Source organism: Microbacterium altimontanum (assembly GCF_058349865.2).
On sequence record NZ_JBYRJB020000001.1, the window covers coordinates 1 to 15,949 of the forward strand.

Here is a 15,949-nt window from a genome sequence, read left to right on the forward strand (position 1 = left end):
CATATCAGACTGACCACGCGTCACCAGACACGCCGCATCCCGTGACCGATCGAGCGAACGACGAAGCGCCGCCCGGCAGCCAGCCCCGGCGGCGCTTCACCCTGCCCACTTGACAAAACTCACCACATATCAGGCGACCTGCACGCCGTCCTTGTATACGGCAGCGATCTGCGGAACGCCGGGCCGATACGCGAGGTAGGTGCGACTCGGGGCGTCGAGCACGACGAGGTCGGCGCGTGTACCGGCCGCGAGCACGCCGATGTCGTCGCGGCGCAGCGCTCGCGCGCCGCCGGCGGTCGCGGCCCACACCGCCTCCGGCACCGTCATCCGCATCTCGCGTACGGCGAGCGCGATCATGAGCGGCATCGAGCTCGAGAAGTTGGATCCCGGGTTGCAGTCGCAGGCGATCGCGACGGTCACGCCCGCGTCGATGAGCCGACGCGCGTCGGGATACGGCTGGCGGGTCGAGAACTCGACCCCGGGCAGCAGCGTCGCCACGGTGTCGGACCCGGCGAGCGCCGCGACGTCGTCGTCGGTCAGGAAGGTGCAGTGGTCGACGGATGCCGCGCCCAGCGCGACGGCGAGCTGCACGCCGGGCCCCTCGCCGATCTGATTGCCGTGCACACGCGGCACGAGGCCACGCGCGACGCCGGCCTCGAGGATGCGGCGGGACTCATCGGCGGTGAACGCGCCGGTCTCGCAGAACACGTCCACCCATTTCGCGTGCGGCGCGCACGCGGCCAGCATCGGTCCGCAGACGAGGTCGACATACTCGTCGCGCGCGTCGGCGTACTCGACCGGGACGACGTGGGCGCCGAGGTAGGTCACCTCCGGCGTGGCCTCCGCAGCAAGTCGCGCCAAGCGCGCTTCGTCGTGCACGGTCAGGCCGTATCCGGTCTTGATCTCGACCGTCGTCGTGCCCTGAGCGTGCAGCTCGGCGACGAACCGCGCCAGTCGCCGCCGCAGTTCGTCGTCGTTCGCTGCCCGAGTGGCCGCCACGGTCGTCCGTATGCCGCCCGCGGCATACGGCTCCCCCGCCATGCGCGCGGCGAATTCGGCCGACCGCTCCCCGCCGAACACGAGGTGACTGTGGCTGTCGACGAACCCGGGGATGACGGCGCGCCCGCCGACGTCGACGACGTCGACCGTCTCGTCTCGCAGCGCTCGTCGGGCGACCGGATCTGCCGCGGGCCCGGCCCACGCGACGCGTGTGCCTTCGACGAGCACCGCCGCATCGGTGACGGTTCCGCACAGGTCGTCGGCGGCCGCGACGTTCGTGGTGAGCTCGCCGATGTTCGTGATGAGGGTTGCCGAGGTGGTCACGAGGCGTCCTTCCGGGTCAGGATCCCGCCAACGATCGTCGCGGTCACGTCTCCGGCGCGGGCGACCAGCGGCAGCTGGAGCAGATCGGCGCCCCGGGTGCGGGTGGTGTCGGCGTCGAGCTCGACGGCGTCGAACGGGTCGCCGACGCGCAGGCCCGCGGCATCCCGAGCTCCCAGAAGACCCAGCGCACGGGCGCCGCCCACGCTGCCGGCATGCCAGAGCTGCGCCGGGGTGAAGATCCCGCGCTTCTGGGCGCGCAGGCGCTGGTCGAGCTCGAGCCGGGCGAGCTCTTCGAGCGGATCGATCACGGCATGCTGGTCCGATCCGATGGACAGGATCGCGCCGGCGGCGCGCAGTTCGGGGGCCGGTCCGATGCCGTCGCCGAGATCGGCCTCGGTGGTCGGGCACATCACGATCGACGCATCCGCCGCCCCCAGCAGCGAGATGTCGTCGTCGGTCAGGTGCGTCGCGTGCACGGCGGCGAGAGTCGGGCGCACCAGGCCGTGCTCGGCCAGGAGCGCTGTGGGTGTCATGCCATACGCGTCCTGGCACGCCTGGTTTTCGGCGACCTGCTCCGACAGGTGCACGTGCAGCGGGACATCGGCGGGCAACTCCTGCCCGACGATCGCGAGATCGCCAGGCGTCACCGCGCGCACCGAGTGCAGCGCGGCGCCGACCGACACGAGCGCGCGGCGGCGCGGATCGGCGGCGACCGCGTCACGCAGCGCCTGCCAGCGTTCCAGCCACGCGTGCACGTCACCGTCGCCGAACCGCCGCTGGCGTTCACTCAGCTCCAGACCGACGCCGCCGCGAAGATAACAGGTGTCCAGCAGCACGAGCCGGATTCCGGCAGCCACGGCCGCATCCGCGAGGGCCAGCTCCATCACATGGTCGCGGTACGGCGTGCCGTCGGGCCGGTGGTGGACATAGTGGAACTCCCCCACCGCCGTGTAGCCGGCGTCCCGCATCTCGGTGAAGACGCTCTCGGCGAGGGCCCGGTACGACTCGGGCGTGAGCGCGCCGGCGGCGTGGTACATCTCCTCGCGCCACACCCAGAAGTCGCCCCCGCCGCCGTGCGTGCGCCCGCGCAGCAGCCGGTGGAACGCATGCGAGTGCGCGTTGACGAAGCCGGGTGCGACGACGCCGAGCACCGTGTCACCCGGCTGCGCCGTCGCGCCCCGGGCGAGCCCGGTGATGACCCCGTCGCGGGCGGTGATGCGCACGTCGGTGGCGAACGCGCCGTCGATCAGAGCCTTCGCGGCGTGGGCGGAGGCGACGACGCTCATGCCTCTCCCGCCAGCGCGCGCAGGGTCGCGGCCAGCGCGCGGGCGCCCGCCTCGCAGTCCTCGTCGCGTGCGCCCTCGGCCGGCGCGTGCGAGACCCCCGTCGGGTTGCGCACGAAGATCATGGCCGTGGGCACGATGCCTGCGAGGATGCCGGCATCGTGGCCGGCGCCGGTGGAGATGGCCGGCACCGATCCGAACTCGGGCTCCAGCGCGGCAGTGATCGTGGCGGTCAGCCCGGCATCGAAGTCCACCCGCCGGGTGAACGACTCCTCGTGCACCTCCAGGGTGCAGCCCTCGGCCTCGACGGCCGCACGGATCCGCTCGATCGTGAGCGCGTACTGCTCGCGCACGTCGTCGTCGGTTTCGGCGCGGAGGTCCATCCACGCGACCACCCGGGAGGCAATCACATTGGTGCCGCCCGGCACGATCTGCGCCTTGCCGATCGTCCCCCGCGCTCCCGGCATCCGCGACCGTGCGACCTCGCGCACCGCCAGCACGGCGCCGGCGAGTGCGACCACCGGGTCGGCGCGCAGGTCCATCGTCGTGGTGCCGGCGTGATTTCCCTCACCGGTGATCGTCAGCCTCCAGCGGCCGTGCGGGATGATGGCCGATGCCGTCGAGAGCGGCAACCCGCGGTCCTCGAGGTCCCGGCCCTGCTCGACGTGCAGCTCGACGAACGCCTTCAGCTGCCCGAGGCGCTCGGGGTCGGGCCCGACCCGCTCGGGGTCACGGCCCGAGTCGCGCCAGGCCTGCGCGAGCGTCATGCCGTCGGCGTCGGTGCGGGCCAGGGTGGCTGCCGCGTCGGCCGAACCGGTCAGTAGGCGTGTGCCCAGGCACGGCAGACCGAACCGGGATCCCTCTTCTTCGGCGAACGCGCACACCGCGACCGGCCGCGACGGAACGAAACCGGAATCGCGCAGCTGCGCGACCGCTTCGAAGGCGCTCGCGACCCCCAGTGGTCCGTCGAACGCACCCCCGCCGGGGACGGAGTCGAGGTGACTGCCCGTCGCGATCGCCCGGTGCTGAGCGTCGCCAGGTCGTGGCATCCCCCACCACGCCCAGAGGTTCGCGTCGTCGTCTTCTTCCACCGCGAGCCCCAGCTGCTCGGCGCTGCGACGGAACCACTCCCGCAGCGGCGCGTCCGAGGCGTCGAACAGATGCCGGGAGTATCCGCCGCGCTCCGCGTCGCGGCCGAGGTCGGCGATCTCGGCGAGGCGGCCGGCCACGCTCATGTCAGTCCTCCGGGAGCATCGGGATCTTCAGCCCGCGCTCGCGGGCGATGTCCTTCGCGTGATCGTAGCCCGCGTCGACGTGCCGCATGACCCCGGTGCCCGGGTCGTTCGTCAGCACGCGCTCGAGCTTCTCGGCGGCGAGGTCCGACCCGTCGGCGACGGTCACCTGGCCGGCGTGGATGGAGCGGCCGATGCCGACGCCGCCGCCGTGGTGGAGCGACACCCACGACGCGCCCGATGCCGTGTTCAGCAGCGCGTTCAGCAGCGGCCAGTCGGCGATCGCGTCGGAGCCGTCCTTCATCGCCTCGGTCTCGCGGTAGGGCGAGGCGACAGAGCCGGAGTCGAGGTGGTCGCGGCCGATCACGATCGGAGCGGACAGCTCGCCCGAGGCGACCATCTCGTTGAACTTCAGCCCGGCCAGGTGCCGCTCCTTGTAGCCGAGCCAGCAGATGCGGGCGGGCAGCCCCTCGAAATGCACGGTCGAGCCCGCCTTCTCGAGCCACCGATGCAAGGCGGTGTCCTCGGGGAACAGCTCGGCGATCGCGCGGTCGGTCTTGTAGATGTCCTCCGGGTCGCCCGACAGCGCCGCCCAGCGGAACGGGCCGCGGCCTTCCTCGAACTGCGGACGGATGTAGGCCGGCACGAAGCCGGGGAACTCGAACGCCCGGTCGAACCCGCCGAGCTTCGCCTCGGCGCGGATCGAGTTGCCGTAGTCGAACACGGCGGCCCCGGCATCCTGGAACGCCACCATGGCCGCCACATGCGCGGCCATCGACTCGCGCGAGCGCCGCGTGAAGCCCTCGGGGTCGCGCTCGGCCTCGGTCTTCCAGTCGGCGACGGCGACGCCGATCGGCAGGTAGGCCAGCGGATCGTGCGCGCTGGTCTGGTCGGTGACGATATCGATGGGCGTTCCCCGGCGCTTCAGCTCGGGGAAGACCTCGGCGGCGTTGCCCACGACGCCCACCGACAGCGCCTCGCCGGCGTTCTTCGCCGCGACGACGCGCTCGACGGCCGCGTCCAGGTCGGTCGTGTACTCGTCGAGGTACCCGTGCTCCACGCGGCGGGCCAGGCGCGACTCGTCGACGTCGACGATCAGCACCGCGCCCTCGTTGAGCGTGACGGCGAGCGGCTGCGCGCCGCCCATCCCGCCCGCGCCCGCGGTGAGGGTGAGGGTGCCGGCCAGCGAGTCCTTGCCGAGCGAGCGGGCCACGGCCGCGAACGTCTCGTACGTGCCCTGCAGGATGCCCTGCGTGCCGATGTAGATCCACGAGCCCGCGGTCATCTGTCCGTACATGATCAGGCCGAGCTCTTCCAGCCGGCGGAACTCGGGCCACGTCGCCCAGTCGCCGACGAGGTTCGAGTTCGCGATCAGCACGCGCGGCGCCCACTCGTGCGTGCGGAACACGCCGACCGGCTTGCCCGATTGCACGAGCAGGGTCTCGTCGGGCTCGAGCTCGTCGAGGGTGCGCACGATCGCGTCGTACGCCTCCCAGCTGCGGGCGGCCCGCCCCGTGCCGCCGTAGACCACGAGGTCTTCGGGGTGCTCGGCGACCTCGGGGTCGAGGTTGTTCATCAGCATGCGCTTGGCGGCTTCGGCGCCCCAGCTCTTGGCGGTGCGCTCGTTGCCGCGCGTCGCGCGCACGGTGCGTGCTTCGCTCATCGTGTTCTCCTTGCTCGAATCAGTTCTCGGTGTAGGCGGCGTCGCGCACGGCGCCGGAGAGGACCAGGTCGGTCACCGTCTCGATGTCCGGGCTGACGAACCGGTCATGACCGGGGCCGGCGACGCCGTTCTCGCGCAGCAGGTCGCGCACGGCCCCCGTGCCGGGACCTGCCTGCAGCGGCGCGCGCAGGTCGAGCGCGCGGGAGCCCGTGATGAGCTCGACGGCGAGCACGCGCGCGAGACCGTCGACCGCGCGGCGCAGCTTGCGAGCCGCTGCCCACCCCATCGAGACGTGGTCCTCCTGCATCGCCGACGACGGGATCGAGTCGACCGACGCCGGCACGGCGAGGCGCTTGAGCTCGGAGACGATGCCCGCCGCCGCGTACTGCGCGATCATCAGGCCCGAGTCCACGCCGACCTCGTCGGCGAGGAACGGCGGGAGCCCATGGCTGCGAGCCGGATCCAGGGCACGGTCGGTGCGGCGCTCGGAGATGCTCGCGACGTCGGCCGCGGCGATGGCGAGGAAGTCGAGCACGTACGCGACGGGAGCGCCGTGGAAGTTGCCGTTCGATTCGACCCGCCCGTCCGACGTGATCACGGGATTGTCGACCGCCGCCTCGAGCTCGCGAGACGCGACGAGGCGGGCGTGCTCGAGGGTGTCGCGGGCGGCGCCGTGCACCTGAGGGGAGCAGCGCAGCGAATACGCATCCTGCACCCGCTTGTCCTCGGGGCCCTTGTGGCTCGCGACCATGGGCGACGGATTCAGCAGTGCGCGCAGGTTCGCGGCGCTCGTGGTCTGCCCGACCTGCGGGCGCAGCGCCATGAGGTCGGCCGCGAACACGGCGTCGGTGCCGAGCTGGCTCTCGATGGACAACGCGGCGGCGGCGTCGGCGGTGTCGAGCAGGAGGTCGAGGTCGGCGACGGCCATCAGGAGCATCCCGAGCATGCCGTCCGTGCCGTTGATGAGCGCGAGCCCCTCCTTCTCGGCGAGCACGAGAGGGGTGATGGATGCCGCGGCCAGCGCGTCGGCGGCGCTCAGGGGCTCGCCGTCCACGCGCACCTCGCCCTCGCCCATCGCGGCGAGGGCGACGTGGGCCAGCGGCGCGAGGTCGCCCGAGCAGCCGAGCGAGCCGTACTCGCGCACGACCGGGACGATGCCGGCGTTCAGCAGCGCCGCGTAGGTCTCGACGACGACCGGGCGCACGCCGGTGTGCCCGGTCGCGAGCGTCTGCAGGCGCAGCACCTGCAGCGCCCGCACGACCTCGGCCTCCACCTCGGCGCCCGTGCCGGCGGCGTGCGAGCGGATGAGGCTCTCCTGCAGCTGACGGCGGCGGTCGGGCGCGATGAACGTCGTCGCAAGGGCGCCGAAGCCGGTGGAGATGCCGTAGTGCGGCACGGGGTCGTCGGCGAGACGCTCCACGAGGGCGCGCGCGGCGGCGACCCGCTCGAGCGCGACGGGAGCGATCTCGACGCGTGCGCGGTGGCGGGCGACGGCGACGACCTCTGCGGGGGTGAGCGGGGCCTCGCCGAGGACGACGGAGGAGGGAACGGGTGTGGCCATGCCCCGATTCCACACTGTCGCTGCCCTCGAGGGGAGGGGGATGTGCCATCCTATGTCTGTGATCCCAGACAGCTCGCGCCGGGGCGGTCCGCAGGTGCCCGCGGCCGATCAGACGCTCCGCATCCTGGGCTTCCTCGCGCGGCAGCGCGGCCCCGTCGCGGCGCGGACGATCGCGACACAGCTGGAGCTGCCCCGCTCGACGGTGTACTTCCTGCTCCGGGCGATGGCCGAGCACGGGTTCGCCGTGCACCTCGAGCGCGAGCAGCGCTGGGGGCTCGGAACGGCGGCGTTCGAGCTCGCCGGCGGGTACGCCCGGCAGGAGCCGCTCGCGCGGCTCGGTCGTCCTCTCGTCGCGGGCCTCGCCGATCGGGCCGGAGAGAGCGCGCATCTGGCGGTGATGACCGGCCGCGACGTGCTCTACATCGTCGAGGAGCGCGCGCCGCGCCGGCCGGCTCTCGTCACCGATGTCGGCGTGCGCCTGCCCGGTCACCTCACCGCGACCGGCCGTGCCATGCTCGCAGCGCTCCCCCGCGAGCAGGTGCGTGCGCTGTACCCGGATGCGTCTGCCTTCGCCGACCGCACGGGTCGGGGGCCGTCCACCCCTGCGCAGCTGCGCGAGGTGCTGCGCGAAGTGCGGGCCGCCGGTTTCGCGACCGAGGACGGCGAAGTGACGCTCGGCCTGCGGTCGGTCGGCGTCGCTGTCACCGACCACGCCGGGTGGCCCGCGGCGGCGATGGCGGTGACGTGGCCCGATGATGCCGGCCGGGACGCCGCATCCATGGCCCCGCTCGTCGCCGCCGCAGCGGCCGAGCTCTCCCGCCGGATCTCGGGACGCTAGACCCGGCGTCAGCGGACGACGGGCCTGCCGATGTGCGTCATGCGAGATGCCGGCTCGGGGGATCCTCGGCTGACGCTAGTCGACGCGCTCGACGGTTCCCCGGGTGAGGTGCACGAGCTCGGCGAACGTCAGCGGGAACACGGTGTGCGGTGTGCCGGCGGCGGCCCAGATCTCGGGGTACGCGGCGAGCGCCTCGTCGACCACGGTGACGACGGGTGACGGGTGGCCCGCGGGTGCGACGCCGCCGATGGCCTGCCCGGTGGCGTCGCGCACCTCGTCGGGAGTGGCGCGCCGGATCTCGTCTCGGCCGAGCCGGTGCGCGAGCGCCTTCGTGTCCACGCGGTGGGCGCCGCTGGTCATCACGAGCAGCGGCGCACCGTCGCTGAAGAAGACGAGACTGTTGGCGATGGCGCCGACCTCCACACCGAGCGCTGCCGCGGCGAGAGCCGCCGTCGCGGCGGAATCGGGCAGCACGACGATGTCGCCGGCGATCCCGGCGGCGCGGATCGCATCGTGGACGAGACGGCTGCGGGCGGGGAGCTGGTCGGTCATCCGGCCAGCATAGGGCGCCGGCCCGACGGCTCCCGTCGGGTCACCCGCGGGCGAGGATCTCGGCGTGCGGCATGAGGAGCCAGCCGTCGTCGCTGGCCGCCCATTCGCGCCATCCGTCCGAGATCCGCTGCAGCCCGGCCCGGTCCGTCACGCCCTGCGCGAGGGCGTGCTCGGCGAACGACGACTGCAGCGCCCGGTCGGCCCACATGCCGCCCCACCAGGCACGGTCCTCGGGCGTCGTGAACAGCCACGTCGTAGCGGTCGCCGTCACGTCGGCGAATCCCGCCTCCCGCGCCCACGCCTTCAACCGCCGCCCGGCCGACGGCTCGCCGCCGAGCCCACGGTGCATGCGACAGAAGACATCGAGCCACTCGTCGAGGGCGGGAAGGAGCGGATACCAGATCGTGCCCTCGTAGTCGACCTCCCGGGCGGCCACGAGGCCGTCTCGGCCGGCGACCCGGCGGAACTCGCGCAGCGCGTCCACGGGCCGGGCGAGGTGATGCAGCACCTGGTGGGTGTGCACGACGTCGAACTCGCCGTCGGCGGCGTCGAGGGCATAGGCGTCACCGGTGCGGAACGTCACGTTCGTCGCTGCGCGCTCAGCGGCGAGCGCGGCGGCCTTCGCCACCACGTCGGCCGACGCATCCACCCCCTTCACCCGGCCAGGGGCGACGGCGTGGGCGATCTCGACGGTGATCGTTCCCGGTCCTGCGCCCACGTCGAGGACGCTCAGCCCCGGCCGCAGGTGCGGCTTCAGGTACGCGGCGGAATTGTCGAGGGTGCGCCATTCGTGCGAGCGCAGCACGCTCTCGTGGTGGCCGTGGGCGTAGACATCGGGCATGGTGCGACGCTATCGCGGCGTGTGAGCGTCACAAAAGCAGGCCCGTTCGGGCCGGAGCACGCGGGCGAGAGCCGGAGTATGACGATCTGGCCTGCTTCTGTGACGTCAGCGGGCTCTGCACCCCCGCGTCTTCCGTCTGTGGCCTCAGCACGGCCGCGCGCTCAGTGGCCCGTCGATCGCCCGCCGTACGGCATCGGGACTCCCGAGGATCTCCGATGCCACCAGGCGCAGTGTTGCGTGGCCGCGTTCGGCGGCGGCGCGATCGCGTCGCCGATCCTCCCGCTGCGCCTCCCACGACGAATGGAACTCACGGCTGTCACACTCGATGATGAGCCAGCCGTCGACGAGGAAGTCGACACGTCCGACGCCGGGGATGAAGACCTGGGTCTCAAAGGAGCACTTCAACGTCCGCAGGATCAGTCGCACGAACGACTCGGGGCCAGATTCGGCTCGGACGTCGATGAGGCGCTTCAGGCGACGGAAGCGGCGCGGCAGGGCAAGGAAGAACTCGTCCAGTTCGTCGAGCCGGAGGAGGCCGTGGTGGAAGGCGGAGTCGATCGTCGCGATCGCGGCGCGCGGGGACTGACACGCGACGGCGTCGAGCAGCGCGTCGAACGGGTCGATGCTCAGCGCGTCCGGATCCGGCGTGCGCCGAAGCCGTTGCCGGTGGACGGTCTCGCTCCCGGGAAGCGACCTTCGTCGTGAAACGGTGGGATCGATGTGGACGTGCGGAACGGACCGATCGAGCACGAAGACGCCTCTGCGCCGCATCTCCGACACGCAGGTGAGCCTGCCGCGGAGTCTCCCCGCCGTCACGCAATCGGGGTCGGTGCCCGGATCGCAATATGCGCCGTCCCGGAGCTTCACGAGCCTCCCCTCCGCGACGGCGGCATGGATCGCGCGGTCGGTCCAGCCCGCGTCCTTGAGTGACTTGGTGCGGTGGAGGCGCGGAGCGGGGCCCAGATCGGGTTCAGTCATAGACCGCAGGGTGACACTTCGTGGTGGCGCCCGGAGGCGGGCACGGACGATCGGTGGAGAACCGGCGCGCACGACCGGGTTGTGGAGGCGGCTGTGAACCTCCGCGCGCGTCGCAGAAGCAGGCCGGATGTGCACCACGTCGGCCGGAGGCGCCGCAAGAGCCAGATCCAGCCTGCTTCTGTCACGTGGACGGCTGAAAAGCCCCACCACTCGGCGCCAAACCGCACGGAGGCCACGCGGCCCCGCGGCAACGGCGTTCGGCCGGGATTGCGCGGTCTTCCCCGCGGCCGAGCGTGGTTGGCGGCGACAGGGCAGAATGGCGGGGATGCCGCGAAGCCGCGGCACCGCACGCACAGCCCACAAGGCCAGCCGAAAGAGGTCGCGATGACGCACACCCTGCCCCTGCCCGATTTCACGCACGAGCGCGTGGAGGTGATCAGGGGCCCGCGCAGCGGCCTGTTCATCGCCGTCGCCCTCCACTCCTCCGCCCTCGGGTCGGCCCTCGGCGGCGCCCGGCTGTGGACGTACCCGCACTGGAGCGACGCCCTCGGCGACGCGCTGCGCCTCTCGGCCGCGATGACCCTGAAGAACGCCGCGGCCGGCCTCGACGCCGGCGGTGGCAAGTCCGTCATCCGCCTGGCGCCCGGCGAGACCCTCGACGCCGATCGCCGGCGCGCCGCGTTCCTCGACCTCGGCGACGCCGTCGAGTCGCTCGGCGGCCTGTATCGCACCGCCGAAGATGTCGGCTCGACGACGGAGGACATGCTCACCGTCAGCGAGCGCACCGCGCACGTCGTCGGCCTGCCGGACACCGTCGGCGGCTCCGGCGAACCCGCGGGACCCACGAGCCTCGGGGTCTACGAGTCGCTGCGTGCCACTCTGGAACGCGTCACGGGATCGATGGACGTCACCGGCCGCCGCGTCACGATCTCCGGGCTCGGCCAGGTCGGCGGACGACTCGCCCAGCGCCTCGCCGCCGAGGGCGCAGTGCTGACCGTGACCGACGTGAACCCGGCGAAGAAGGACGTCGCCACGGCGCTCGGCGCAACCTGGGTCACCCCCGGCACCGAGCAGCACGTGCCCGGCGACGTGTTCGTCCCGGCCGGCATCGGCGGGGTGCTCGACGACGAGACGATCGACGCCCTCGTCGTGAAGGCCGTCTGCGGTCCCGCGAACAACCCGCTCGCCGACCGCTCCGGCGCCGACCGGCTCGCCGCGCGCGGCATCCTGTACGCCCCCGACTTCGTGGTGAACGCCGGCGGCGTGATCTATCTCGATCTCGAGGCGAAGGAGCACGGAACCCGTGAGGAGATCATGCAGCGCGTGAGCGCGATCGGCGACACGCTGCGTCGAGTGTTCGACGAGGCCGCCGAACACGACACGACGCCGCTGCAGGCTGCAGAGAGGCTCGCGGCGGCGCGGCTCGAGGCCGCCCACGCAGCCAGGGTCTGAGGCGACAGCGGGGTGCAGCACCCGGACTCGGTTCCGCGATTCGTGAAACCGAGTCCGGGTGGCATGATGGACGGCGCCGGCGACGACGCCGGGCCGGAGCCCGTACCGGCGCGTGCACGAAGAATCAAAGGAGAAACCTCGTGTTCCACAGCCCGTTCCCCGATGTCGAGATCCCCGCGGTCAGCGTCTACGCGTACCTGTTCGGCGACCTGTCCGACGACGACCGCGGCCGCGTCGCCCTGATCGACCCGACGAGCGGCGCGGAGACGACATACGGCGCGCTCAAGGCGCAGGTCGACGCCTTCGCGGGCGCGCTCGCCGCTCGCGGCGCGGACGTCGACACGGTCGTGGGGCTGCTGTGTCCGAACGTCCCGGCGTTCGCGGCGGTGTTCCACGGCATCCTGCGCACGGGCGCCGCGGTCACGACGTTCAACTCGCTGTACACCGCCGGTGAGATCCAGAAGCAGATCGAAGACGCCGGAGCCACGTGGCTCGTGACTGTCAGCCCGCTGCTCCCGCAGGCCGCCGAGGCCGCGGCGGCGTGTGGCATCCCCGACGATCACGTCATCGTCCTCGACGGCGCGCCGGGTCATCCGAACCTGCGCGAGCTGCTCGGCGAGCAGCGCACCCCACCCGAGGTCTCCTTCGACCCGGCCACGCACGTCGCCGTGCTGCCGTACTCGTCGGGCACCACCGGCATCCCCAAGGGCGTGATGCTCAGCCACCGCAACCTCGTCGCCAACGTGCAGCAGTCGCGCGTGAACATCGATCTGCGCGAGAGCGACCGCGTGCTGGCCGTGCTGCCGTTCTTCCACATCTACGGCATGACGGTGCTGCTGAACCTCGCGCTGCGCCAGCGCGCCAGCCTCGTGACGATGCCGAAGTTCGACCTCGTCGAGTTCCTCAAGAACATCCAGACGTTCGGCTGCACATACCTGTACATCGCTCCCCCGATCGCCGTCGCCCTCGCCAAGCACCCGATCGTCGACCAGTTCGACATCTCCACGGTGCACACGGTGTTCTCCGGCGCCGCCCCGCTCGACGGCGAGACGGCCGAACTCGCCGGCCGACGCATCCACGCCCGCATGATGCAGGGGTACGGGCTCACCGAGACGAGCCCCGTCACGCACGCGATGCCGTACACGCGCGACGACGTGCCGGTCAGCTCGGTCGGCGTGGCCCTGCCGAACACGGTCTGCAAGCTCGTCGACCCCGCCACCGGCGAGGAGATCACAGAGATCGGCGAGAACGGTGAGACCCGCCCCGGGGAGCTGTGGATCAAGGGCCCGCAGGTCATGCTCGGCTATCTGAACAAGCCGGATGCCACAGCGAACGCGATCGACGCCGACGGTTTCTTCCACACCGGCGATGTGGCCACGTACAACGAGGGCGGTTGGTTCTCGGTCGTCGACCGGGTGAAGGAGCTCATCAAGTACCACGGCTACCAGGTGCCGCCCGCGGAGCTCGAGGCGCTGCTGCTCGGCCATCCGAAGGTCGCGGATGTCGCGGTCATCGGCGTGCTCGACGACGAGAAGCAGGAGATCCCCAAGGCGTTCGTCGTGCCGGCGGCCGGCGGGGATCTCACAGCCGAGGAGGTCATGACGTTCGTCGCGGAGCGCGTCGCACCGTACAAGAAGGTGCGCCGCGTGGAGTTCGTGGAGGCGATTCCGAAGTCGAGTTCGGGCAAGATCCTGCGCAAGGATCTGCGCGCCCGAGAGACCGCGACCGTCTGATCGAATCGCCCCGCGCGGGGCCCGGAGAACTCGCAGGTGCGGCGGGGGCCGCCGTACGTCACAATGGCGCTATGCGGGCGGCTTTTGTAAAGCACCTGGGGACGGCCGGCGACATCATCTTCGATGACCTTCCCCTGCCCGAGCCCGCCCCGCACGAACTGCGCATCGCGGTCTCGGCCACCACCGTCGACGCCGTCGACACCATGATCCGTTCGGGCGCCTTCCCGACCGACGTCACGTTCCCGTTCATCGTGGGCCGCGACGCGGTGGGCACCGTGGATGCGTTCGGGGCCGACGTCACGGGGTTCGAGGTCGGCGACCGGGTGTGGACGAACAGCCTCGGCCACGACGGCCGGCAGGGCGCGGCCGCCGAGTACGCGATCGTGCCCGTGGAGCGCCTGTACCGCCTGCCCGACGGCGTCGGTCCGGAAGCCGTGACGGTGCTGCATCCGGGCGCCACCGCGGTGCTCGCGGTGCTCCGTCACGGCGGAGTCCGCGCGGGCGAGACCGTCGTGGTGATCGGCGCCGCCGGCAACGTCGGCAGCGCCGCCGTCGTCGTCGCCGCGAACGCCGGCGCGCACGTCGTGGCGGTCGCCGACGCGGCGGACGAGGTGTACTGCCGTTCGCTCGGCGCGCAGGAGTTCGTCGTCCGCGAAGACCTCGACGGCACCGCCCTGCCGGAGGTCGACGCGTGGATCGACGCCGCCGGGGCCAACGACCTGCCCCGCGCGCTCGACGCTCTCGCCGTGCGCGGGCGCATCGTCCTGCTCGCGGGGCCTGACACGACATCCGTCCTGCCGACCGGTCAGCTGTACCTGAAGGACGCGACGGTGACGGGCTTCACCATCTCGCGCGCGACCGCCGCCGAGCTGTCGCAGGCATCGGCCACCGTCGATGCGCTGCTCTCGGAGGGTGTGCTGGCGTCGCGACGCGTCGAGCGCATGCCGCTGTCGCAGACGGCGCGGGCGCATGAGCTGGTCGAGGCAGGCGCTCTGCAGGGCGCGCGGGTGCTGCTGACGCCGTAGCGGGATGTCGCGGGCTCGCGGGCCGTCGGCCGAGCGGCGCCCGGTCAGGACGGCTCGCGCGGTCCGTCGTCCGCCGCCACGTCGTCAGTCGCGTCGTCGGGCCGACTCCCGCGACTGCTGAAGCGCGCGATGAGGTGGAGCACAGCGCCGATCGCGAGCAGGATCGCGCCGAACAGCCAGACGAGCGGACGCTGCTGCGAGAGCAGGAGCAGGCAGGAGGCGATCCCGAGCACCGGCACCAACGTCCACACGCGGAAGTGGTCGTGTTCGACGCGGTCGCGGCGCAGCACGAGCACCGACACGTTCGCGCTGAGGAACACGAACAGCAGCAGGAGGACGACGGTCTCGGCGAGCGTCGTGAGGTCGCCGACGAGCGTGAGCAGCATCGCGACGAGCGTGGTGGCGAGGATCGCGACCCACGGCGTGCGGCGGCGCGGGAGCACGCGTGCGAGCACGGCCGGAAGAAGCCGCTGCTCCGCCATCCCGTAGACGAGCCGGCTCGACATGATCATCGTCAGCAGCGCGCCGTTGGCGACCGCGACGAGGGCGATGAGGCTGAACAGCCACGACGGCACGCTGAGGCCCGTCGCCTCGACGACGGCGAGCAGCGGACCGGTCGACTTCTCGAGCTCGTCCGCGGGGAGGGCGGCGGCGCTCGCGACACCGACCAGCAGGTAGACGATGCCGGCGGTGATGAGCGCGCCGAACAGCGCGCGGGGGTAGACCCTCGTCGGGTTCTTCACCTCTTCGATGACGTTGGCCGATGTCTCGAATCCGACGAACGAGTAGTAGGCGATGATCGCGCCGGCAAGGACCGCGGTGGCGACGCCGGTGCCGTCGGGGGCCTGCGCGACACGCGACATGTCGCCGCCGCCGCCGGTGAGGAACACTGCCACGACGACGATCACGATGACGAGCCCGCTGAGTTCGATGGCCGTCATCACGAGGTTGACGCGCATGGATTCACGGATGCCGCGGGCGTTGAGCGCACCGACGAGAGCGAGGAAGACGATGGCGACGAGCGGGACGGGAAGGTCGATGAAGGTGCCGAGGTAGTCGCCGGCGAAGGCGACCGCGAGCCCTGCGGCGCTCGTGACGCCGGCGGCGAGCATGCTGAAGCCGACCAGGAAGGAGATCAGCGGGGCGTGGAACGCCCGCTCGGCGAACACCGCCGCCCCACCGGCGCGCGGGTACTTCGTGACGAGCTCGGCGTACGATCCGGCCGTCAGCAGCGCCATCAGGAGGGCGAGCAGCAGCGGCGCCCAGAGCAGCCCGCCCACCTTGCCTGCGAGCACGCCCATGAGGGCGTAGATTCCGGCGCCGAGCACGTCGCCGAGGATGAACGCGTACAGCAGCGGCCCGCTGATCGCGCGGCGCAGCCGGTCGGGTGTCGTCTGCTCCGACGTGCTCGTTCGGTCAGGAGTGCTCTTCTGGCTCACCCTCCCGAAGCTATCGGCCGCCCCTTCGA

13 protein-coding genes are annotated in these 15,949 nt (G+C 72.0%); 4 read left to right on the plus strand and 9 right to left on the minus strand.

Annotated elements, in window-relative coordinates:
* Positions 1-129: 129 nt before the first annotated feature.
* The 5 genes from hutI to hutH are packed head-to-tail and all read right to left on the minus strand — an operon-like array spanning position 130 to position 7,062.
* Positions 130-1,323, minus strand: a complete 1,194-nt coding sequence (gene hutI, locus AC3RX1_RS00005; RefSeq protein WP_491499179.1) for an imidazolonepropionase — start codon at positions 1,321-1,323, stop codon at positions 130-132.
* Positions 1,320-2,609 (minus strand): formimidoylglutamate deiminase, encoded by a 1,290-nt coding sequence (locus tag AC3RX1_RS00010; RefSeq protein ID WP_491499180.1) that lies wholly within the window; start codon positions 2,607-2,609, stop codon positions 1,320-1,322. The genes hutI and AC3RX1_RS00010 overlap by 4 nt, the downstream gene beginning before the upstream one ends.
* On the minus strand, positions 2,606-3,841 hold the full coding sequence (locus tag AC3RX1_RS00015) for an allantoate amidohydrolase (protein ID WP_491499181.1): 1,236 nt from the start codon (positions 3,839-3,841) through the stop codon (positions 2,606-2,608). The genes AC3RX1_RS00010 and AC3RX1_RS00015 overlap by 4 nt, the downstream gene beginning before the upstream one ends.
* A 1-nt stretch (position 3,842) precedes the next feature.
* Positions 3,843-5,501, minus strand: coding sequence for a urocanate hydratase (gene hutU, locus AC3RX1_RS00020; RefSeq protein WP_491499182.1), 1,659 nt, complete (start codon positions 5,499-5,501; stop codon positions 3,843-3,845).
* Positions 5,502-5,520: 19 nt separating this feature from the next.
* Complete coding sequence (gene hutH, locus AC3RX1_RS00025) at positions 5,521-7,062, minus strand: histidine ammonia-lyase (protein ID WP_491499183.1); 1,542 nt, start codon at positions 7,060-7,062, stop codon at positions 5,521-5,523.
* Between the two features lie 52 nt (positions 7,063-7,114).
* On the opposite strand from hutH, the gene AC3RX1_RS00030 reads away from it, so the two are divergent.
* Entirely contained in the window at positions 7,115-7,900 is a 786-nt protein-coding gene (locus tag AC3RX1_RS00030; protein WP_491499184.1) for an IclR family transcriptional regulator, read from the plus strand.
* Between the two features lie 75 nt (positions 7,901-7,975).
* On the opposite strand, the gene AC3RX1_RS00035 is transcribed toward AC3RX1_RS00030, so the two are convergent.
* The 3 genes from AC3RX1_RS00035 to AC3RX1_RS00045 all read right to left on the minus strand — a co-directional run bounded on the left by AC3RX1_RS00035 (position 7,976) and on the right by AC3RX1_RS00045 (position 10,478).
* On the minus strand, positions 7,976-8,452 hold the full coding sequence (locus AC3RX1_RS00035; RefSeq protein WP_491499185.1) for a YbaK/EbsC family protein: 477 nt from the start codon (positions 8,450-8,452) through the stop codon (positions 7,976-7,978).
* Positions 8,453-8,492: 40 nt separating this feature from the next.
* A complete protein-coding gene (locus AC3RX1_RS00040; RefSeq protein ID WP_491499186.1) occupies positions 8,493-9,293 on the minus strand; it encodes a methyltransferase domain-containing protein in 801 nt (266 codons plus the stop codon).
* A gap of 144 nt (positions 9,294-9,437) precedes the next feature.
* On the minus strand, positions 9,438-10,478 hold the full coding sequence (locus tag AC3RX1_RS00045; protein WP_498238917.1) for a putative endonuclease domain-containing protein: 1,041 nt from the start codon (positions 10,476-10,478) through the stop codon (positions 9,438-9,440).
* A gap of 177 nt (positions 10,479-10,655) precedes the next feature.
* Here AC3RX1_RS00045 and AC3RX1_RS00050 point away from each other — a divergent pair, with 177 nt between their 5' ends.
* The 3 genes from AC3RX1_RS00050 to AC3RX1_RS00060 all read left to right on the plus strand — a co-directional run bounded on the left by AC3RX1_RS00050 (position 10,656) and on the right by AC3RX1_RS00060 (position 14,481).
* Positions 10,656-11,723, plus strand: coding sequence for a Glu/Leu/Phe/Val dehydrogenase family protein (locus AC3RX1_RS00050; RefSeq protein WP_491499188.1), 1,068 nt, complete (start codon positions 10,656-10,658; stop codon positions 11,721-11,723).
* Positions 11,724-11,863: 140 nt separating this feature from the next.
* The gene (locus AC3RX1_RS00055; protein ID WP_491499189.1) at positions 11,864-13,456 is read left to right on the plus strand and encodes an AMP-binding protein; all 1,593 of its coding nucleotides are present in this window, start codon (positions 11,864-11,866) and stop codon (positions 13,454-13,456) included.
* A 71-nt stretch (positions 13,457-13,527) separates the two neighbouring features.
* Positions 13,528-14,481 carry an alcohol dehydrogenase catalytic domain-containing protein gene (locus tag AC3RX1_RS00060; protein ID WP_491499190.1) on the plus strand — a complete coding sequence of 318 codons (954 nt, stop codon included), beginning with the start codon at positions 13,528-13,530 and terminating at the stop codon, positions 14,479-14,481.
* Between the two features lie 44 nt (positions 14,482-14,525).
* On the opposite strand, the gene AC3RX1_RS00065 is transcribed toward AC3RX1_RS00060, so the two are convergent.
* Entirely contained in the window at positions 14,526-15,920 is a 1,395-nt protein-coding gene (locus AC3RX1_RS00065) for an APC family permease (RefSeq protein WP_491499191.1), read from the minus strand.
* Positions 15,921-15,949 lie beyond the last annotated feature (29 nt).